Raw genomic sequence first — 22602 nt, 5'->3', positions numbered from 1 at the left:
CAAAGCATAACTATTTAATGGTTGATTTTGTTTTGCTATTTGTGCTAGCCCTGTTTTTTCTTGAAGAGATAGACTTTTGACTCTTTCCCTTTAAGTAAACGCTCTATATTTTTTTGATGCGTCACCAATATCAGTACGCAAACACATATACTATAGAGTACTTCGGCTTTTACAGAGGATTGAAATACAAAAACTGTGCCCAATGGGAAAGTAAATCCAGCACAAATTGAACTTAAGGAAACATATTTAGAAATAAGCAACACGGTGACGAACACACTTACACACAACAATGCTGCCCAAGGATTAACGGCCAAAACCATCCCGAAAAGCGTCGCAACACCTTTCCCGCCTCTAAAACCAGCAAAAATTGGAAAAAGGTGTCCCATTACGGCAATTACGCCGAGTGCTAATTCGTAATTAACAAATTGTGCCGAATATTTTGGTCCAGTAACAGACAAGCCTATCAAATAGGCTAGTTTAGTGGCGGTAAAACCTTTTAAAATATCGATGGTCATTACCACGATACCTGGTTTTTTACCTAGCACCCTAAAAGTGTTGGTTGCACCAGCGTTACCACTTCCGTACTCCCTAACGTCTACACCGTAAAAAGCCTGCCCAAGCCATACCGCTGTAGGAATTGACCCTAAAAGATAGGCTGCAATAAGCGCAGAAATGGAATAGATTGAAATCATTTTTCTACAATGATACTAAAAAAATTGCTTTTGGAATGTTTACAAAATCTCTATGCATTTAAAAAGCCTTTAAACTCAAGTCTAAGCTTTTTACCGAATGCGTTAGGGCGCCCATCGAGATATAATCAACCCCGCAAGCAGCATAATCTGCCACGTTCTCTTCCACAATTCCGCCTGATGCTTCAGTTAAAAACTTTCCGTCGATGATTGCTACCGCTTGTTTAAGTAAAGCTGGTTCAAAATTATCTAGCATAATTCTGTCTACACCACCAATGTCCAACACCTGCTGCAATTCATCCAAATTTCTTACCTCTATTTCTATCTGTAGTTTTTTCCCAGTGGTTTTTAGATAATCGTTGGCTTGAGTAATGGCATTTTTAATTCCTCCCGCATAATCCACGTGGTTGTCTTTAATTAAAATCATATCGTACAATCCTATACGATGATTTACACCCCCACCAATTCTCACTGCCCATTTCTCTAGATACCTTAGTCCAGGAGTGGTTTTTCTGGTATCCAATACCTTTGTTTTGTATCCTTCTAAACGTTTTACAATGCGGTTTGTTTGGGTAGCGATGCCGCTCATTCGCTGCATGCAATTAAGCACCAAGCGCTCGGCCAATAAAATGGAATGTGTGCTGCCACTTACCGTAAAAGCAATATCGCCTGGCTTTATTTTCTCGCCATCATGTAATTTAACTTCTACCTTTAAAGTGTTGTCTATTTGATTGAAGATTTCTAGCGCCAATTCAATGCCTGCTAAAATCCCTTCTTCCTTTACAATTAATTTAGCTTTGCCCTGTGTACCTTGTGGAATAGTAGATAAGGAGGTGTGATCGCCATCTCCAACATCTTCGGCAATTGCATTTTTTATAAATAGATCAGTTAGTTTCTTATCCAATGTGATATGATTTGCCACAAAAATAGCAAAAAAGCATATTAATAAGGAACTATCTCTCGGGTTCTATCCTCAACTCGGTGATTTGAAAAGTGTTAGAAGACTTTTTCATGGTTACCGTTACCCTAAACTTTTCAGTTTTTGTCGTGAGAGACAAAATGGTAAGCCTATAATTTGGGTTGTTGCTGAGTTTATGAATAATGCTGGCTTTACTAGGTGGATTTTTCAGAAAAAAATCTTTAAGAATTTGCTCGGCCTGTGCTCTATTATAGACATCTTCCTGATCGATAATGATGAGTTCAATGGACGACGCAAAGCTCTTGGCAATTTCTTTCGAGTTGCCCTGCTTAAAATTCGTTGCCAATTCATCAGCAATATCGCCTTGCATAGCCTCCTGAGGCTGAAAATGCAAAAACATCACCATGAGCGCAAGTATAGATTTAAACATCATCCTTAAAAACTAAAACATTTGTACCGCCAAAACTATGCCACTAATCCGTTTTTAAATATAAAATATTGGGTTTAGGGCTTAATTTCAAGTATATTTGCAAAACAACGTAAAACATAGGATAAAACAAAACGATAATAAATGGAAGCTAAAAAATTGGTACTGTTAATTCTTGACGGATGGGGCTATGGACGTAAAGATAAATCTGACGCCGCTTATGCCGCCAACACTCCTTTCTTCGATTCGCTACTGCTTAATTACCCTAACTCAAAACTTGAAGCTTCTGGTGAAGCCGTAGGCTTGCCTGCTGGACAAATGGGAAATTCGGAAGTGGGCCATATGAACTTAGGTGCTGGACGTGTCGTTTACCAAGAACTTGGACGTATCAACAAAGCCATTGCCGACAGGAGTTTACACAGTAATGAGACCTTGTTAAATGCTTTCTCTTACGCCAAAACCAACCATAAAGCCGTCCATTTTATTGGGTTAGTTTCTGATGGTGGCGTACATGCTCACATTAACCATTTAATGGCCCTTTGTGATGCTGCACAGGAGAATGGCTTAAAAGATGTTTTTGTTCATGCCTTTTTGGATGGTAGAGATACCGACCCTAACGGAGGTTTAAATTACATTAATACATTAGATAGACATTTAGAAAAATCGACAGGTAAAATTGCCAGTATAGTGGGTAGGTATTACGCTATGGACAGAGATAACCGTTGGGAAAGGGTGAAATTGGCTTACGATGTGATGGTAAATGGTATTGGTGAGAAATTTACCAATCCAGAGTTAGCTGTTCAACATTCCTATGCTGAAGGCATTACCGACGAATTCACCAAACCAATGGTGATTGTGGATGAGCTAGGCAATCCAACAGCGACCATTAAAGAGGGCGATGTAGTGATTTGCTTTAATTACCGTACCGACAGGGGTAGGGAAATTACTCAGGCACTTTGTCAAAAAGATTTCCCAGAGCAAGGCATGCACAAATTACCTTTGTACTACGTAACCATGACTACTTATGATGAGAGTTTTGAAAATGTAAACGTAGTTTTCACCAAAGACGACCTAACTAATACTTTGGGGGAGGTTTTAGCTGCCAATGGCAAAAACCAAATCAGAATAGCAGAAACAGAAAAATATCCTCACGTGACTTTCTTTTTCTCTGGTGGTAGAGAAAAGGAATTTGAAAATGAGAAAAGGATCTTAGTTCCTTCTCCAAAAGTGGCAACTTACGATCTACAACCAGAGATGAGTGCAGCAGGAATTACAGAGGCAATTATTAGGGAACTAGAAAGCAAATGGCCAGATTTTGTTTGTTTAAATTTCGCTAACCCTGACATGGTAGGTCATACTGGTGTTTTCGAAGCAGTAATTAAAGCCGTAGAAACCGTTGACGCTTGTGCACAAGCAGTCATCCAAACAGGCATTGAAAATGGTTATTCATTTATCATTCTTGCCGACCACGGTAACGCTGAGTTTATGCTAAATGAAGATGGTTCGGTAAATACAGCGCACACCACCAATTTGGTTCCTTGTATTTTAATCGACAAGGATTACAAATCAATAGCCGATGGTAAACTGGGTGATATTGGCCCTACGGTATTAAAGATCATGGGCATACCGGCTCCTGAAATTATGACAGGCAATTGTTTGGTATAATGCAACCATCATTTATCAATAGATGAAAAAATACATTTTAAGTGTACTTGTGCTTTGTTTATTCTCTTGTGTAAAACGAGAGCATAAAAGCGCAGGTACACTTTTATATTTTGATTTAAAAGGTTATTTTGAAAAGGAAGTAAATCGCTTGCAAAAAAAGAAGCCTTTAGTAAGTAAACAAGTATTTACCAAAGGAGAAGCCGAGCAGAAAGCTGTCAAAATAACCAATTGGAAAAACGAGTTGGCGGTATTTGAAGCTGCCGATATCAATAAAGCCTCATGGCGTGGTGAGTTTGCTATTAAGCAAATGGACAACGGCGTAGCTTACACCACGGCAAATGAAAAAATCCCTGTAAAAAAGCTTGAGATTTTTAAAGCTGGCAATCAAATCACCAGCATTAAAATCTATAAATCTTCTGAAAACCGACTTTACACTGCAGTAGATACGCTTATTTACTATCCAGACAGTCTTTACATGGTGCAAAGTTCTCAAAAAATAAAGCTACTGGCACCAAAAGTTTACCGAGTAGTAGGTATTTTCAGCAAGTAGCCTTTTCCTCTTACTTCAAACTAGAAATTTGCGCCTTCACATAATCAATCAGTGAAATGACATCCTTTTTAAGTGGCTGCATCGTCAAGATTTTTTGAAAATCGGCGATAGAATTATTGAAAAGTGCTACACAAGCAGCTTTTTCTGCTGACTTTTTAATCTTGTAAGATTTAAAAATACCGTAGTCCTTGTAGGCTACGCCCCTATTCTGCAAAATTTGAACGTCCTCTTCTCCGCTAATTTCCATGGCCTTTGAAAAGTCTTTAATGGCTGCATTATAAAAACTATCACGCATTTGGTTTAAAGCTTCTTTAGGCGCATTGGCAATATTCAATCTGGCTTTTCCGCGATAGTAATAGGCAGAATAATCTGTAGGTTTTACGGCAATTAAACGTGTATAGGCAGCAATCGCATTTTCAAAATCTGCATTTTGGAAATAAGAATAGCCCAACATTTTAAGTACATTAATGTTGCCAGGGTCCTTACTCTCGGCTTTTTCTAATAAAACGACAGCGTTTTTAAAATCGCCTTTCATCCACGCCTGTGTACCCTGTTTCTCGTAATTGCTTTGAGCGTGAACTTGCAGCCCAAATGAAATAGCGAATAATAATAGATAAGATTTTGTAAGGAATTTCATTAAAAATGTTTTAGGTAAATCTACGTACTCAATTGTAAAATTAAAAATGTTGTACCAATTTACTTTTATTGTGCAATAATATCAATAAACGAACAATTATGCTAAATATGATTTTTATTAAATAGATTTATTTCACATGACTTTTTTACCGCTTTTTTTATGACAACTGTTTTGTGACCTTCAAATATGATTTTTGGCACAGGAGTTGAAACTACTAGCCCTGCAATATATTTGATAAATTTAATGTGGCGATGCTGTCATAATGTCGCCCAATTTTAATATACAAACTGAATGAGCAAACAAGACCCGTTTGATTTTAATACTTTACCCATTATAAACGAAGATACCGAGTTTTTCCCGTTAATGTCGCAACAAGATGAAGACGACATGAACAACGAAGATACTCCCGAAATACTTTCTATCCTGCCTTTGAGAAACACTGTTTTGTTTCCTGGCGTGGTAATTCCAATTACAGTTGGTAGAGATAAATCAATAAAACTGATTAAAGAAGCCTACAAAGGTGATAGAGTGATTGGTGTAGTGGCCCAAAAAGATGTTTCTATTGAAGATCCTTCTTTTGACCAGCTCCATAGCGTGGGTACGGTAGCCAACATCATTAAAATGCTGCAAATGCCTGATGGGAATACCACGGTAATTATACAAGGCAAGCAACGTTTCCAACTGGTACAGGAAGTACAAACCGAACCGTTTATTAAAGCGGTGGTGGCTAAGTTTACCGAAACAAAGCATAAAAACGATAAGGAGTTTAAAAATTTGGTAGCGGCCATCAAAGAGATGTCGAGCCAAATTATACAGCTTTCGCCAAATATTCCAAGTGAAGCAGGTATTGCTTTAAAGAATATCGAAAGCACTTCTTTCCTGATCAATTTCATTTCTTCGAACATGAATGCCGAAATGGCCGACAAGCAAAGCATGCTTGAAATGGGCAATTTGCGCAAACGTGCCGAAATGGTAATGGAATTGCTTACGCAAGAGTTGCAGATGCTTGAACTTAAAAATCAGATACAGTCTAAGGTACGTACTGATTTGGATAAGCAGCAACGTGATTATTTCCTTAATCAACAGTTAAAAACCATTCAAGAGGAATTGGGTAATTCTTCTGATTTGGAATTTGAAGCATTACAAGCACGAGGTAAAAAGAAAAAATGGAACGCCAGCGTTACCCAGCATTTCAACAAAGAACTGGAAAAATTAGGTCGCATGAATCCTGCAGCGCCTGATTATTCTATTCAAATGAATTACCTCGAATTACTTTTAGACCTTCCTTGGAATGAGTTCACTAAGGATAATTTCGACTTAAAAAGAGCGCAACGTGTTTTAGATAAGGATCATTTCGGTCTTGAAAAAGTAAAACAACGTATCATCGAATATTTAGCGGTATTAAAGCTAAAACGTGATATGAAAGCGCCAATTTTATGCTTGGTTGGCCCTCCAGGAGTAGGTAAAACCTCTCTGGGTAAATCTATTGCCAAAGCACTTAACCGTAAATATGTTCGTATGGCATTGGGTGGTGTAAGAGATGAGGCGGAAATTCGTGGTCATCGTAAAACCTACATTGGTGCGATGCCTGGACGTATCATTCAGTCTATTAAAAAAGCTGGTGCCGATAACCCTGTGTTTGTATTGGATGAAATTGATAAAGTAGGTTCCGATTTTCGTGGCGACCCTTCATCAGCTTTGCTAGAAGTACTTGACCCAGAACAAAACAGTGCTTTTAACGATCATTACGTAGAGGCAGAATACGACCTTTCTAACGTGCTTTTTATTGCTACCGCAAACTCATTAAGCACTATACAACCTGCTTTATTAGACCGTATGGAAATTATTGAAGTAAACGGCTATACCATTGAAGAGAAAATAGAGATTGCTAAAAAATACTTGTTACCAAAACAAAAAGAGGTACACGGCTTAGAAGCAAAACAAATCACACTTAAAAATTCATTGATTGAAAAGGTGATTGAAGATTATACCAGAGAAAGTGGTGTGCGTGGTTTGGAGAAAAAAATCGGTTCCTTAGTACGTGGTGTGGCCACTAAAATTGCCATGGACGAACCTTATGAACCTAATTTAGATACCGAAGATATTGAACGCATATTGGGCGCTCCTATTTTTGATAAAGATGCCTACGAAGGGAACGAAGTAGCTGGTGTGGTTACTGGTTTAGCGTGGACTCAAGTAGGTGGTGATATCTTATTTATCGAAGCAAGCTTAAGTCCTGGCAAGGGCAAATTGACCTTAACAGGAAATTTGGGTGATGTGATGAAAGAATCTGCGGTAATTGCATTGGCTTACATCAGAGCACATTCTAAACAATTCGGCATTGACCACGACATTTTCGACAATTTCGATATCCATATTCATGTTCCTGCAGGTGCTACGCCAAAAGATGGTCCATCAGCGGGTATTACCATGCTAACGGCCTTAACTTCAGCCCTAACACAACGTAAGGTAAAATCGAACTTGGCAATGACTGGCGAAATTACCTTGAGGGGAAAAGTGCTTCCAGTTGGCGGAATTAAAGAAAAGATACTGGCGGCAAAACGTGCCAACATCAAGGAAATCATTTTATGTAAGTCTAACCGTAAGGACATTTTAGAGATCAAAGAAGATTATATCAAAGATTTAAAATTCCATTATGTGACGGAAATGCAAGAAGTTATTAACTTAGCATTAACCAAAGACAAGGTTAAAAACCCAATTGATTTAAGCATAAAAACTAAACCTAGTACCAACTAAAAAATGTACAAAAAACTCGTTCTGGCTGCCCTTGCTATTTTAGCTACTATTTATGGTTCTTTTGCGCAAGAGTATAAGAACGAGTTTGGTTTTAAAAGTGATAATGATGCCTATTTGTGGTATGGTCAAGACCGTTATTATACCAACGGTCTTTTCGTCTATTTTAGAAGGGCACTTGACCAAGAGAAACTAAAAGGCAACTTAGAAAAAGTTACCTATGAAATTTCTGCAGGTCAAAAAATGTACAATCCCTATTCAGGCTACCGTCCAGATCCAAAAACCCACGACAGACCATTTGCTGGTTATTTATATGGCGGCGTACAAACCAGTCTTTTTTACAAGAAGGAAAGTCTTTTAAAAGTTGGCTTAAATGTGGGCGTAGTTGGTCCAGATGCACTGGGTGAAGAAGCTCAAGATTTGCTACACAGCATTGTCGGATTTTATGAAGTACAGGGCTGGGAATATCAAATTGCCAATGATTTTGCCGCCAATGTCAATGTTCAGTTTGCCAAATTGCTACACCGCAACAGTAGCAACGCTGTAGATTTTACTTTAGACACTTATGCCAACGTAGGAACAACTTATAACGGTGCAGGTGTTGGCATTCTTTTTAGAGCTGGAGACCTTAATCAGCTTTTCAATTCGGCACATTATAATGCAACTATTGCTAATAAAAGCAAAACGGAGAAACTGAAAAAGAAAGAGTTTTACTTTTATGCCAAGCCTCAGTTAAACTACGTTGCTTACGATGCTACCATCAAAGGCAGTTTGTTTAACGACAAAAGCCCTGTAACTTTTGATACTAAGCCTTTAGTGTTTTCACAACAGTTGGGCTTCAATTATAGCAGTCCTCGTTTTACGATAGATTATAGTTTGATCTTTCAATCGAAAGAAATAAAGAGTAGTGCCAAGCCACATCAGTATGGTAGCATTTCGATGTATTATCGATTTAATTAATATTTGAAGTTTTTGATTGGCCACAGATGCACAGATTTGATTTATATAATTTGTGTATCTGTGGCTACTTTAGATCTCAATTGTATTCTATACACGTCATCGCGAGGCACTGGAGAAACTGATTAATCGAAATTAAGCTTTCTTCGCCCCTCTTTCTTTTGTGAAAGTTGCGCTTTATTAGCCAAACGTTTTTCTTTAACGGCTCTAGGAATTTTTGTGGCTTTCCTCGCTTTCTGAACTTCCAATCCCGCTTTTAAAATAGCCATCAATTTGAATATCGTGCGTTGCTTATTCAATAACTGGCTCCTATCTTCTTGAGAAACAACATGCAGCAGCCCCTCGCTATCTAATCTCGCAGCAAGTTTTTCTTTTAACCGTTGTTTTTCATCTTCGGAGAAAAAATAGGCATCATCAATATTAAAAATCAACTCTACTTTGCTGGAAACCTTATTGACATTCTGTCCTCCCTTCCCCCCACTTCTTGATGTTTTAAAGCCAACAACTTTTAGTATTTCTGACTGATCTGGTAACATATCAACAAATGTAGCTTTAATTTCATTAAGTAAACTCAACAGTATTATCTTTGCCAAGTATGAGAAAAAATATGGTAATAGCCATCGACGGCTATTCATCTTGTGGAAAGAGCACGTTGGCAAAGGCCTTAGCTAAAAAATTAGGCTTTATTTATATCGATAGTGGCGCCATGTACAGGGCAATCACCTTGTATTTTTTACGTAACCACGTAGATTTGGAAAACCACGATGCCATTATTGATGCCCTACAACATATTGAGCTAAATTTCCATTCGAAAGATTACGAGTCTCATATTACCCTTAACGGCGAGGAAGTTTCTGAAGAAATTCGATTAATGCCAGTTTCAGAAGCAGTGAGCCCTGTATCGGCCATTAAAGAAGTTCGTCAGGAGATGGTGAAACAGCAACAACGCATGGGCAAATCCAAAAATATTGTGATGGATGGCCGAGATATTGGTACTGCGGTTTTTCCAGATGCACAGGTAAAATTCTTCATGACTGCAGATCCTAAAATCAGGGCAGAACGCAGATACAAAGAAATGGTGGCCAAAGGTGACCAAAACATTACGCTAGAAGAAGTGTTTGAAAATTTGGCACACCGCGATTATGCAGACACGACTAGAGAGGAAAGCCCATTAACCCGTGCAGAAGATGCGATTATTCTTGACAACACCGATATTACGGAAGAAGAACAACTGAACTTTGCATTAGAAAAAGTAACTCCCTTTTTACCACATTAATTTCTTACTGAGATGCTTAAAACGAAAATCTATACGATAGTAATTTTAAGTTTTCTTACACTTACTGCCTGGGCAAGGCAATACACGGTAGCGCAAATTCCAGATCCTAAACAAGAAGGGCAGGATCAATATGTAAGCAATCCTGATGGGATTTTAACCTATAGTGAGGTTGATGAACTGAACCAAATTGCCAGGCGGATAGAAGCCACAGGCAAAGTGGAATATGCCATTGTAGTCATTAGTGATTTTACCGCTCAGGATGATGATTTTAATTTTGCCTATACCCTCTTTAACACTTGGGGCATTGGCAAAAAAGGAGCTAACAACGGCTTATTGCTTTTAGTGGCGAAAGATCGGAGACGATATCGTTTCATTACTGGCTCTGGTATTGAAGGTCTGCTTCCTGATGTTCGCTTAAAACAAATTGGAGAAAGAGCGTTGGTCCCAGATTTTAAAGAAGGGGATTACGGACAAGGGATTATAGCTGCTTCAAAAGTGATTGAGCAAGTATTGAGTAGTCCTGACGGCGTTGCCGAACTGAACTCTATCCTACCTAAATCGCCAACCTTTATTGATCGAAATAGCACAAGTTTAATCGCCATTGCTTTAGTGATTTTAGGATATTTCGGGCTATTTAGGTTTAGCAAACGTATTGTACCCAAGGCAAACAGACCAATCAAAAAAGATGATTTCGAAGCTAAAAGTATTGTTATCGGATGCTTTGTTATCTTTTTTGCAATTTTTGCTAGCATTTTCTTTTTCGTTTCCCTTGAGCTAAATGTGTTTAAGGTATTTGATCTAAAATATCTTCCTTGGACATTAGCTTTGGTTGCCTCACTAATACTTACCATGCGTTTTAACACTGGCAGAAAAGTGATCAAAAGTCAGCATGTAGACGTGGCCAGTTACCTCGAAGCTATGCAGGTCTATCTCAACAAAATGCTTTTTTTTATCCCTTTTGCACCACTTTCACTGATTGGCCTATTGAAGCAATACAATAAAAACAAAGCGCTAAAACAACAATTGATTGCGCCAGAGGGTTTCGAAAATTACCACAGGGTAGACCGCAACAAAAACAGCAATGGTAAACCTTATTTGAGCGAAGGCCAATACAAAGAGGAACTTATAGAGGCCAAAACCTATCAAATTTGGCTTGGCAACAAACCCAATGAAGTAAAAATTGTGGAATGGCCAGGGGAAAAAGCGCTTCACTATATCCGTTGCGAAAAATGCCATTTTACTACACTAGCTGAGCCCGAAGTAAAAACCATTAAAGCGGCTACATATAGCAGTGCTGGCCAAGCAGAACGTGTACAAATCTGTCAGTTTTGCAAGCATAAAATATTTTTAGGTGCCGTAGTCCTCAGTAAACTTGTTCGCAGTACAAGCTCCTCCTCGTCTTCGTCATCATCTTCATCATCTTCGTCCTCTTCATCATCGGGCAGTTGGGGTGGCGGCAGTAGTAGCGGCGGTGGATCTGGCGGCAGCTGGTAAACTAGCTGTTGTAAGTTTAACATCGTTACCTTATCTTAGAAACTTCTGATTTTAAACGTAATTCTAATTAAGATGCTTAGACAATTTCAACTCCCACTCCTTACCTTTTTATTATTCAGTTCATTTCATGGTTTTGCCCAAAAAGGTTGGATCAATCTTTTTAACGGAAAAGATCTTAAAGATTGGAACATTAAAATTGCCAAACATGAATACAATGAGAATTTTGGCAACACTTTTTATGTAGAAAAAGGATTGATGAAGGTGAAATATGATGGTTATGAAAATTTTGATAAGCAATACGGACATATTTTCTACAAAAAGCCCTTCTCCAATTACCTCTTAAAGGTAGAATACAGATTTGTGGGCCAACAAGCAAAAGGCGGTGAAGAATGGGCATTAAGAAACAGTGGTGCGATGCTGCATTCTCAAGATCCTGCAACCATGCTCAAAGAGCAAAATTTTCCCATCTCTATAGAAGGTCAGTTTTTAGGTGGAAATGGCAAAGACGAACGTCCGACGGGGAATGTTTGCACCCCTGGAACTACGATTGAAATTAGAGACAGCTTGTTTACGCCACACTGTTTAAACAGCACTTCAAAAACTTACCATGGCGAACAATGGGTGACTGCCGAGTTTTTGGTATTGGGCGATTCTATCATCAAGCATATCATTAACGGAGATACCGTCCTAACTTATACCCATCCAAAAATTGGCGGTGGTGGCGTGGGTAATTTCGATCCAAAAATAAAACAAGATGGCAAAGCTTTAACTGGCGGATATATTGCGTTACAAAGTGAAAGTCACCCTATTGAATTTAGGGTAGTGAAATTATTTGATTTGCAACCTTATGTTAGTGATAAAAAGAAACTGGAAAAGGTTTTAGAGGAACTAAGAAAATAACTGCTATGATAGCAATACCAATTATCATCTTTCCTTTAACACTAGCATTACTCATTTTCTTTTCATATAAAAATAACCATAAGGATGTTCTAAAACAGCTCACCTTTATTCGTGAAAAATATCATGACAAAATACTCCTCGAAAAAACTGATGTAACTTGTGAAACGAGTACTTCAGGATTAAAAAATGGCAAATACTTATTTACAAAATGTGATTTAATTTTTCTTGAAAACGCCTTAACAATTATAGTTTCTCGTAAAATCGGCAAACAAAAACTGTATTCAAATTTAATCTTCATAGAAAGCAAGATCGCTTTAGGACACGGTGCCATCAAAAGATTCAACCTACATTCTTTTAATGGTGACGTATATATTGAATTTGGAGAATCTGGCTTCACTTCTACTAATGTGACCGTACAATTAAAAAATCTTACACCCGAAGAAAAAAATCTGATTAAAATAGCTTGATTTCTGAGTAAGTTAATACTATTAAGTTTTCTATGTGCCTATGTGGTTCATTTGAAACATAAATTTCAAACCCAACTAAAAGAGCGATGGACTTCAATTCTATCGCTCTTTTTTATCTCTAGAAAAAATCCAAAAACGTCACTCCAAAAAGAGGTAACAAGTTTTTTACAAAAACATTGTTTTTCACGTTTTAATTGATAAAATTTGTAAAGCTGTAAAAACCAGCGTCTAACCAATAATTTATCTATTAAAATCTGGACTTAAGCTATTGAAAAATGGCCAGACATTTTAATTAAACCTGTAAAAAACATGAACACAAACACTACCAATGAACAAAAAATCATTAAAAAACTCCTCGTAGCAAACAGAGGCGAAATTGCGATTAGAGTATTACGTGCCGCTTCAGAGATGGGCATTAGAACGACTGCCATTTACACTTTTGAAGATAGGTATTCCCTACATCGCTACAAGGCAGATGAAGCTTACCAGATTGGGAAGGATAATGAGCCGCTAAAACCTTATCTCGATATTGAAGCTATCATTAATGTTGCAAAAAACAATCATGTAGATGCCATACATCCAGGTTATGGCTTTTTAAGTGAAAATGTAACTTTTGCCAAGCGGTGCAGGGAGGAAGGAATCATCTTTGTAGGACCTAGCCCTGAAGTGATGGAACAACTGGGGGACAAAATTGCAGCAAAAACATTAGCCAGATCCATCAATGTTCCTGTGATTGAAGATGGCATCCTTGATCCAAAGGACGAGCAAAGTGCGTTGAAAAAAGCCGAAGCCATTGGCTTTCCGGTCATTTTAAAGGCCGCTGCTGGTGGCGGAGGTAGAGGTATGCGTGTAGTGAGGGAAAGAGACACCGTGCTTTCCTCATTTAAAGAAGCTTCAAGTGAAGCGCTCAAAGCTTTTGGCGACGGCACTATTTTTATTGAAAAGTTTATTGAAGCGCCCAAACACATCGAGGTACAGTTACTGGCCGATAACTATGGCAATATTGTCCATTTGTTTGAGAGAGATTGCTCGGTGCAACGCCGTTTTCAGAAAGTGGTAGAAATAGCCCCCGCCCCTAACCTGCCCCAAGAAACGAAAGATGAAATTTACGGTTATGCCATTGCTATTGCCAAAGCGGTAAATTATAATAATGCGGGTACCGTGGAGTTTTTAGTTGACCAGGACAACCGTGTATATTTTATAGAGGTCAACCCTCGAATACAAGTAGAACATACTGTAACCGAAGAAATTACGGGGATTGATATTGTAAGAAACCAATTGCTAATTGCTCAAGGCGTATCACTTTCGGACCCGAAAATACGTATTCCCAATCAAGAGAGTGTGCACATCAATGGCTTTGCTATTCAATGCCGTATCACCACAGAAGACCCAGAAAATGGTTTTAAGCCAGATTATGGAACTTTAATCGCCTACAGAAATGCTGGTGGATTTGGAATCAGGTTGGATGAAGGCAGTGCTTACCAAGGCATGAAAATATCCCCTTTCTTTGATTCGATGATTGTAAAGGTCACCGCTAGTGGTAGAACTTTATCCAGCGTAGCCAAAAGGCTTCATCGTTCACTATCTGAATTTAAAATCAGGGGCGTAACTACCAATATCTTATTCCTCCAAAATGTAATTACTCATGAGAAGTTTATCAAAGGCGAATGTACCGTTAACTTCATCGACCAACATCAACAACTTTTTAAAGTCAAAAAACTAAAGGATAGCTCAACCAAGCTCCTTCGCTATTTAGGGAATATCAAAGTTAATGGCCACCCTGATGTGAAAAACTTTGAGCCTAACAAAAAGTTCAGGACACCAATCATACCATCTACAAATTTTACAGGGCAGCATCCAAAAGGATCTAAAGACCTATTGACAGAGATTGGCAGAACCGCTTTCCTACAGAAAATAAGGGAAGGTCAGCAAATTCAATATACTGACACTACTTTTAGGGATGCCCATCAATCGTTGGTGGCTACCCGCATGCGCTCTAAAGATATTTTGGCGGTCGCCGATGGTTTCGCCTTAGAAAATCCAGAAATCTTTTCAGCAGAAGTTTGGGGCGGTGCCACCTTTGATGTTGCCTTACGCTTTTTGCATGAATGTCCTTGGGAACGACTCCAAAAAATAAGAGCAGCCATGCCAAACATTTTGTTACAAATGTTATTTAGAGGCAGTAACGCTGTCGGTTATTCGGCCTACCCGCGTAACATTATCCAACAATTTGTGGCCAAAGCTTGGGAAAACGGCATCGATATTTTCAGGATATTTGATTCACTTAACAACATCGAATCAATGTTGCCTGCCATTAAATATGTTTCAGAAGATACGCAAGCCATCGCCCAAGCATGTTTATGCTATACTGGCGATGTGTTGAGGAAAGACCACAATAAGTACAACCTTAATTACTACGTAGATTTAGCGAAAAGACTGGAAGATGCGGGCGCTCATATGTTGGCCATCAAAGATATGGCAGGTTTATTAAAGCCAAATGCTGCTGAAGTATTGATTCCTGCACTTCGCGAAAATGTAAATATTCCTATTGCGTTGCATACGCACGATACAGCAGGTACTCAAATTGCCACCTATTTAAAAGCGATTGAAGCAGGCATTGATAGTATTGATTGCGCTTTGGCCTCCTTCAGTGGAACAACATCGCAACCAAGCTTAAATTCTATGGCTGCTTTGATGAAAGGAAATGTACGCGAAAACCAATTGAACATTAAAAGCTTAAACGACTACAGTAACTATTGGGAAGCGGTAAGGGAAATGTACTATCCTTTCGAATCTGATTTGAAATCGTCTACAGCAGAAGTTTATGACAACGAAATACCTGGCGGCCAATATTCGAATTTGCGTCAACAGGCGGAAGGTGTTGGTTTAGGGCATCAGATTGCTAAAATTAAAGAGAATTACACCACAGTTAACCAATTGTTTGGTGATATTGTGAAGGTAACGCCTAGTAGCAAAGTGGTTGGTGATATGGCATTATTTATGACTGCAAATAGTTTGAGTGCAGATGATGTGCTTGACGAAAACCAAAATCACTCGTTCCCTGCCTCGGTAGTAGGCTTTTTTAAGGGAGATTTAGGCGTGCCATTTGGCGGATTTCCAGAGAAGCTCAGGAATATTGTGCTACGAAATGAAAAAGAAATACCCGCCCCTAAAGCGCAACTGTTACCTGATGTAGACATTACGGCTTCGAGCAATGGGTTTTATGAAAAATATCCAGAAAGCAGTTTCTTGGATTATCTTTCGTATGAGATGTTTCCAAAGGTATACGATGAATATTACCATCATAAAGAGAATTACGGCGTAGTGACTGAAATTCCTACCCCAGCGTTTTTCTATCCGCTAGAAACTGGACAAGAGTTGCGCATTCAATTGAGGAAAGGTATTGTGATCCATGTGAAGCTTATTTATGTATCTAGTGCTGATGAAGAGGGTTTGCGTACGGTAACATTTGAACTTAACGGCACTAACCGAACCATAAAAATAAAGGACAACTCGATTACTTCGTTAAAGCCGATCCATGAAAAGGCAACTGACCCGAACAAACAAATTGGCGCACCCCTGCAGGGCAGCCTAGCTAGTGTAATGGTTAAAGAAGGAGACGAGGTTAAATCTGGCACGCCATTGTTTGTAATAGAAGCGATGAAAATGGAAAGTACGGTATCTTCGCCTTCTGCGGGCAAGGTGAAGCGAGTAGTGTTAAGCGCGAATACAATGGTGGACCAGAATGATATGGTGATAGAACTGGAGTAAATATGGCTTTTGGAGGAAAACCTCGAAGGCTTGCCCTTTAAACGTTTTGTCATTCTGAGCGTAGTGAAGAATCTCAATATTAAAGCATCACTTAAAAAAGATTTCTCGTTCCTCGGAATGACAGCAAGAAGTTAATAAACCCTCATAGGTTTAATGGGCATGGCGCAAAGGGAAATCTACGGTTCGTAAAACTTATGAGGTTGCAAAGTCTTTGCGTTCTTAGCGGTTCTTTACAAACCTTCGCGGTGATAAAAATAACCGCTAAGAAAAATAAGCGTTACGCTAAGAACGCAAAGTTTGCTTTTTATACAGTCTTGAGTTATTTAAACCCGATAGCAGCGAAAATACTTTTTGTTTTATGTCATTCTGAGCGCACCTGTACCGACTATTCGGTAGCGAAGAATCTACAGACTAAAGCATTACAGAAGTAGATTCCTCGTTCCTCGGAATAACAGCAAAAGCTTGACAAAAAGATTGCAGCGGATAGCGGGGCTGTATTTGCCATTGATTACTAACTTGATTTTCCAAAAAAGAATATATCTTTAAATAAGTTCCAGACGATGGGACACGCAAAAGACCTAAAAACCCTTAAAGCAAATTTTAATCCATTAAATATCAGCCATATTTATTTCAAAATAGTTTTGGTTTTTTAAAAATATCCGTACCTTTGCCGTCCCTAACAGGGAAAAAGGAGATAATTAATTAATGGCTAAAAAACAAGTAGCAGAAAAAGAACTAGAGGCTAAAACAGCCGAATTGCAAGGTGCAGACGCCCGTTTGAACCAAAAAGAAACTATCGAGTCAGAAGCTGATTCGGTATCGATCGAGCAGATCAAATCACAATTGGCAACTCCAGATCAAGATTTTGACTGGGATGCAGACGACAAAGTTTTTGGTAACTACAATGACGAAGACCGTAAAAAGTTTGAAGCAATGTATACCGATACTTTCAATCAAATCAACCAAGGTGAAATCATCTCTGGTACTGTAGTATCTATCAACAACAAAGACGTAGTATTAAACGTAGGTTTCAAATCTGACGGTTTAGTTTCTGCTTCTGAGTTCAGAGATCTACCTGATTTGAAAATTGGCGATAAAGTTGACGTGTTTGTAGAAGCACCTGAAGATGCTAATGGCCAATTAATCTTATCTCGTAAGAGAGCTAAAACCCAACGTTCTTGGGAGCTTATCAACGAAGCACTTGATAACGACACAATCATCAACGGTTTTGTTAAGAGCCGTACTAAAGGTGGTCTTATTGTTGACATCATGGGTGTTGAGGCATTCTTACCTGGTTCTCAAATCGACATCAAACCAATCCGCGATTACGATGTTTACGTAGGTAAAACTATGGAATTCAAAGTGGTTAAAATTAACCATGAGTTCAAAAACGTGGTAGTATCGCACAAAGTATTGATTGAGGACGATCTAGAATCACAAAAATCAGAAATCGTTTCTAAATTAGAAAAAGGACAAGTACTTGAAGGTACTGTTAAAAATATCACTGACTTCGGTGTATTCATCGATCTTGGTGGCGTAGATGGTCTATTACACATTACTGATATTTCTTGGGGCCGCATAGAGCATCCAAAAGAAGTATTGGCATTAGACCAAAAAATCAACGTGGTTGTTTTAGACTTTGACGATGAGAAAAAACGTATCGCTTTAGGCTTGAAACAATTAACTGCTCACCCTTGGGAGAATTTAGATACTGCTATTCAAGTAGGTTCTAAGGTAAAAGGCAAAATTGTAACTGTTGCAGATTACGGTGCTTTCTTAGAAATCATCCCTGGTGTTGAAGGTTTAATCCACGTTTCAGAAATGAGCTGGTCACAAAACTTACGTTCTCCACAAGAGTTCTTGAAAGTTGGTGATGAAATCGAAGCTGAAGTATTAACTTTAGACCGCGATGAGCGCAAAATGAGCTTGGGTATTAAACAATTAACTCAAGATCCTTGGCAAAATGTTGCTGAAAGATATCCAGTTGGAAGCAAACACCAAGCTGTTGTTAAAAACATGACTAACTTTGGTGTATTTGTTGAAATTGAAGAAGGAATTGACGGATTAATTCACATTTCTGATCTTTCTTGGAGCAAAAAAATCAATCACCCTAACGAGTTTACCAAAGTTGGTGATACTTTAGATGTGGTAGTTTTAGAACTTGATGTTGACAACCGCAAATTATCTTTAGGTCACAAACAATTGGAAGAAAACCCTTGGGATACTTTCGAGACAATCTTCACTTTAGATTCAATTCACCAAGGAACTGTAATTAAAGTAACCGATAAAGGTGCTGTAATTGCATTACCATATGGCGTTGAAGGTTTTGTTCCAACAAAACACATGGCTAAAGAAGATGGTACTACTTTGAAAGCTGAAGAAACTGCTGACTTCAAAATCATTGAATTCAACAAAGATGCTAAACGTATCGTAGTTTCTCACGCTCGTATCTGGGAAGAAGCTAAAGCTGAGGTTGTTGCTGAAGAGAGAGCTACTAAGAAAAAAGAAGCTAAAGCAGCTAACACAGCCGTTAAAAAAGTGAAAGATTCAGTAGAGAAATCAACATTAGGTGATCTTGATGTATTGGCTCAATTGAAATCACAAATGGAAGGCGAAGAGAAAAAAGCTAAGGGCTAATTCTTTTAACCAACCTATAAATATAAATCCCGATAGCGAAAGTTATCGGGATTTTTTTTATTCCTAAAAACCTTAAATTCGCAGCTCTCAAATAAAATCATGAAAAAACTATATTTATTTTTAGCCGTACTATTCGTTGCCAATAGTGTAAATGCCCAAAACTGTAATTGTGAAACCAGTTTTCTTTGGATGAAAAAAACTTTCGAAGAAAACGATGCAGGATTTCAGTACATCTTATCTAAAAAAGGAAAAGATCTATATGAACTCCATAATAAATCCTACCTTGAGAAAATCAAAAACCTACCCAGCAATAAAGCCTGCGCGCAACTTTTAAACCAATGGGTAAGGTTTTTTAGACAAGGCCACATTGGGGTGAGCTTTAATGGTACAGACAGCTCAAACATTACTAAAAAAAATAATACAGAGGCTTTAGAAATCGTAAAGGTAGATATTAAACAATTTGAAAAATATCTTAGCACTAAAAAGGAACCAGGCTTTGAAGGGATATGGTTTTCTGAACCCTATAAAATCGGAATAAAGAAAATAGGCGATAAATATGTTGGTTTTATTATTGAAACTACCGCCGACAATTGGAAAATTAAAGAACTAAAAACGAAATTTGACGACAAAGGCGGTATATATTACCTTAAAAATAAAGATGGAGAAAACTTTGCCAATCCAATTTTAGAAGGCCAAAATGGCTTGCAGCTTGGCAGATTTAGTTTCACCAGAACTTTTCCTGTCTTACAAAATGATCCAGACACGGAGCTAAACCTCAAACTACTAAAAACACAAAAACCTCTTCTTGAAAAAATTAATGCAAACACTTTAGTGCTTCGTATCCCCTCTTTTGAAATTAGTGAAAAGAAAGCTATCGATAGTGTAATCAAAACAAACAAGGCGCTTATTTCGAGCACTCGCAATTTAATTATTGATGTAAGAAATAACGGTGGTGGTAGCGATGCCAGCTTTAAAGAAATTCTTCCCTTATTATATACCAACCCAGTACGCAATGTTGGAGTTGAGTTCCTCTCAACCAAACTGAATAATCAAAGGATGCTAGATTTAGCAAACAATCCAGATTTTGATGAGGCCTCAAGAAAGCGCTTTAAAGGATTTTATGATTTGCTAGAGCAATCTTTAGGGAAATTTGTTAGTCTTAACGGACAACCCGTAAGTATCAGCAAGCAAGATAGCGTATACAACTGCCCTCAAAAAGTTGGCATTTTAATCAATGAAGGCAATGGAAGCACTACCGAACAATTCCTACTTACCGCAAAACAAAGTCAAAAAGTAAAATTATTTGGTGTCACTACTTTTGGCATGTTGGATATTTCAAACGTTAACATCATTAAATTCCCTTGTGCAGATTTTGAATTGTACTATGGATTATCTAAAAGCTATCGCATACCAGGAATGGTAGTAGATGATATTGGCCTTCAGCCTGACTATTACATCGATAATACCGTGAAAAGCAACGAATGGATTAAATTCACAGAAAGCGTATTAACTAATAAATAAACATCATATACGGAGTAGCTAACAACTACTCCATTTTTTTGCTGAATATTTCTCTACTAAATCGTTAAATTAAAAATTACGCACAAAACCGCATAAAAACTCAAAAACATTCAGTGTATAATTGGAGACTTATAAATAAATACTATTTTTGAATATGAAGAGAATTGTATTAGCAGGATTAATGTCCTTGATTTCCGTATGCGCAATAGCACAAGTAAACATCATTCCTAAACCAGTATCCTTGAAAGTTGAATCTCAACAAAAAGGTTTTAGTATTAATACCCAAACCAGAATTGTTATCGAGAACGATTCGCTTAGAAGCGCCGCAGTTTTCTTTAATGATTACCTAGAGCAGTATCTGCAATTTAAATTGACCATTACCTCAGTTAAACCTACAGAAAACTATATTTCTTTAAGTGTTAACACCAGCATCAACAAATTTGATGATGCTTATGAATTAGGTGTTTTTTCACAAAACATTTCTCTAACTGGCACATCGAACCGTGGCGTTTTTTATGGGGTTCAAACTTTAATCCAATTATTGCCTGTTACAAAAGCGGCCACTTTAACCATACCAGCTGTAATAGTGACCGATTATCCTCGTTTTGCTTATCGCGGAATGCACTTGGATGTAAGCCGTCATTTTTTTGATATAGATTTCATTAAAAAATACATCGATTATTTGGCTATGCGTAAAATGAACTATTTCCACTGGCATTTAACTGATGACCACGGATGGCGCATAGAAATTAAGAAGTATCCCAAATTGACTGAAATTGGTGCTTGGCGCAATGGAAGCATTATCGGATTGTGGCCTGGAAAGGGAAATGAAAATATTAAATACCAGGTTTTACCTAATGATGTTAAAATTACTCCTGCCAATGCAGTGATTAAAACAGATGGCATCCGTCATGGTGGTTACTATACCCAAGAGGAAATTAAAGAGGTGATTAGGTATGCGGCCGATAGATATGTTACCATTATCCCCGAAATTGAAATGCCAGCACATAGCATGGCTGCATTGGCTGCTTATCCTGAGTTTGGTACTGAACCCAACAAGCCCTACAAAGTGGCTGAAACCTGGGGAATGATGAACAAATACAACAACGTTTTTCAACCTAACGACAAAACATTCTCCTTTTTAGAAGACGTGCTTACTGAAGTGATGAACTTATTCCCTTCTCCCTATATCCATATTGGTGGCGACGAGGCTTCAAAAGTGTGGTGGAAACAATCTGCCGAAACCCAAAAAATCATGAAGGAGAAAGGCTTCAAAGACGAAGTGGCGTTACAAAGTTATTTCATTCACCGTATTGAGAAATTTGTGAACAGCAAAGGCAAAACCATTATTGGCTGGGATGAGATTTTAGATGGGGGCCTAGCTCCAAATGCAGTGGTAATGAGCTGGCGTGGCGAAAAAGGTGGCATTGCCGCAGCAAAAGTTAAACAAAAAGTAGTGATGAGCCCTGAAGAAAAACTATACCTTAATCATAAGCAATTTATGAAAGAGGATAGTTTAGCGGCTAATAAATTCTTACCACTTGAAACCGTTTACAACTACGAGCCTGTGCCAGCAGAGCTTAATGCAGAGCAGGCAAAATACATTTGGGGTGCCCAAGGTAATTTATGGTCGGAATATATTGCCAGCCCTGCCAAAGTTGAATATATGTTGTTCCCTAGAATGGATGCACTAAGCGAAATCCAATGGTCACAAAAAGAGCAAAAGAACTATGCAGACTTTTTAAATAGATTGAAAACTCAGTTTAAACGCTACGATTTAATGGGGATTACTTATAGTAAAAGATACCTTAATCCAGCTGCGAATTAAATCTATTTTTCACCATAACGAAAAATCTTTGCGCTCTTAGCGTTACTCTTCTTTTCTTTGCGAGAAATAAATTTAACCGCAAAGGTTTTGGAAGGTTTCGCAAGGTGACG

At 38.2% G+C, this 22602-nt stretch carries 17 protein-coding genes; 12 read left to right on the top strand and 5 right to left on the bottom strand.

The genetic code is table 11. The annotated features are described in order from the left end of the window. Window positions 1-44: 44 nt before the first annotated feature. Genes plsY through DUT70_RS00235 form a run of 3 tightly spaced genes read right to left on the bottom strand, consistent with a single transcriptional unit; the run spans window position 45 to window position 2041 of the window. Window positions 45-692, bottom strand: coding sequence for a glycerol-3-phosphate 1-O-acyltransferase PlsY (plsY, locus tag DUT70_RS00245; RefSeq protein ID WP_113645252.1), 648 nt, complete (start codon window positions 690-692; stop codon window positions 45-47). A gap of 58 nt (window positions 693-750) precedes the next feature. Then, entirely contained in the window at window positions 751-1593 is an 843-nt protein-coding gene (gene nadC / locus DUT70_RS00240; protein WP_113645251.1) for a carboxylating nicotinate-nucleotide diphosphorylase, read from the bottom strand. Between the two features lie 49 nt (window positions 1594-1642). Continuing rightward, entirely contained in the window at window positions 1643-2041 is a 399-nt protein-coding gene (locus DUT70_RS00235; RefSeq protein WP_240431983.1) for a DUF4783 domain-containing protein, read from the bottom strand. Between the two features lie 138 nt (window positions 2042-2179). Between DUT70_RS00235 and gpmI the strand changes: the two genes are divergently transcribed. Continuing rightward, complete coding sequence (gene gpmI / locus DUT70_RS00230) at window positions 2180-3700, top strand: 2,3-bisphosphoglycerate-independent phosphoglycerate mutase (protein ID WP_113645249.1); 1521 nt, start codon at window positions 2180-2182, stop codon at window positions 3698-3700. A gap of 22 nt (window positions 3701-3722) precedes the next feature. Further along, window positions 3723-4250 carry a hypothetical protein gene (locus tag DUT70_RS00225; RefSeq protein ID WP_113645248.1) on the top strand — a complete coding sequence of 176 codons (528 nt, stop codon included), beginning with the start codon at window positions 3723-3725 and terminating at the stop codon, window positions 4248-4250. 10 nt (window positions 4251-4260) lie between these two features. On the opposite strand, the gene DUT70_RS00220 is transcribed toward DUT70_RS00225, so the two are convergent. Further along, on the bottom strand, window positions 4261-4887 hold the full coding sequence (locus DUT70_RS00220) for a tetratricopeptide repeat protein (protein ID WP_113645247.1): 627 nt from the start codon (window positions 4885-4887) through the stop codon (window positions 4261-4263). A gap of 291 nt (window positions 4888-5178) precedes the next feature. On the opposite strand from DUT70_RS00220, the gene lon reads away from it, so the two are divergent. Then, a complete protein-coding gene (gene lon, locus DUT70_RS00215) occupies window positions 5179-7644 on the top strand; it encodes an endopeptidase La (protein ID WP_113645246.1) in 2466 nt (821 codons plus the stop codon). 3 nt (window positions 7645-7647) lie between these two features. Further along, window positions 7648-8601, top strand: a complete 954-nt coding sequence (locus DUT70_RS00210) for a lipid A deacylase LpxR family protein (protein WP_113645245.1) — start codon at window positions 7648-7650, stop codon at window positions 8599-8601. Window positions 8602-8723: 122 nt separating this feature from the next. Here DUT70_RS00210 and arfB read toward each other — a convergent pair whose 3' ends face one another. Next, window positions 8724-9191, bottom strand: a complete 468-nt coding sequence (gene arfB / locus DUT70_RS00205) for an alternative ribosome rescue aminoacyl-tRNA hydrolase ArfB (protein WP_394342335.1) — start codon at window positions 9189-9191, stop codon at window positions 8724-8726. A gap of 2 nt (window positions 9192-9193) precedes the next feature. Here arfB and cmk point away from each other — a divergent pair, with 2 nt between their 5' ends. From cmk to DUT70_RS00165, 8 genes are all read left to right on the top strand, one after another. Continuing rightward, entirely contained in the window at window positions 9194-9874 is a 681-nt protein-coding gene (gene cmk, locus DUT70_RS00200) for a (d)CMP kinase (RefSeq protein WP_113645244.1), read from the top strand. A gap of 12 nt (window positions 9875-9886) precedes the next feature. Then, window positions 9887-11368 (top strand): TPM domain-containing protein, encoded by a 1482-nt coding sequence (locus DUT70_RS00195; protein WP_113645243.1) that lies wholly within the window; start codon window positions 9887-9889, stop codon window positions 11366-11368. Between the two features lie 72 nt (window positions 11369-11440). After that, window positions 11441-12268: a 3-keto-disaccharide hydrolase gene (locus DUT70_RS00190; RefSeq protein WP_113645242.1), complete on the top strand. Its 828-nt coding sequence runs from the start codon at window positions 11441-11443 to the stop codon at window positions 12266-12268. A gap of 5 nt (window positions 12269-12273) precedes the next feature. Further along, entirely contained in the window at window positions 12274-12735 is a 462-nt protein-coding gene (locus DUT70_RS00185) for a hypothetical protein (protein WP_113645241.1), read from the top strand. Between the two features lie 309 nt (window positions 12736-13044). Continuing rightward, on the top strand, window positions 13045-16506 hold the full coding sequence (locus DUT70_RS00180) for a pyruvate carboxylase (RefSeq protein WP_113645240.1): 3462 nt from the start codon (window positions 13045-13047) through the stop codon (window positions 16504-16506). A gap of 705 nt (window positions 16507-17211) precedes the next feature. Continuing rightward, window positions 17212-19143: a 30S ribosomal protein S1 gene (gene rpsA / locus DUT70_RS00175; RefSeq protein ID WP_113645239.1), complete on the top strand. Its 1932-nt coding sequence runs from the start codon at window positions 17212-17214 to the stop codon at window positions 19141-19143. Between the two features lie 99 nt (window positions 19144-19242). Continuing rightward, window positions 19243-20664, top strand: a complete 1422-nt coding sequence (locus DUT70_RS00170; RefSeq protein WP_113645238.1) for a S41 family peptidase — start codon at window positions 19243-19245, stop codon at window positions 20662-20664. Between the two features lie 154 nt (window positions 20665-20818). Next, complete coding sequence (locus DUT70_RS00165) at window positions 20819-22492, top strand: beta-N-acetylhexosaminidase (protein ID WP_113645237.1); 1674 nt, start codon at window positions 20819-20821, stop codon at window positions 22490-22492. The last annotated feature ends 110 nt before the right edge of the window (window positions 22493-22602 follow it).

Source organism: Pedobacter chitinilyticus (genome assembly GCF_003313385.1).
Classification (GTDB): domain Bacteria; phylum Bacteroidota; class Bacteroidia; order Sphingobacteriales; family Sphingobacteriaceae; genus Pedobacter; species Pedobacter chitinilyticus.
The sequence above is the reverse complement of the archived record's forward strand: the minus strand, read 5'-3'. Positions and strand labels throughout refer to the sequence as shown.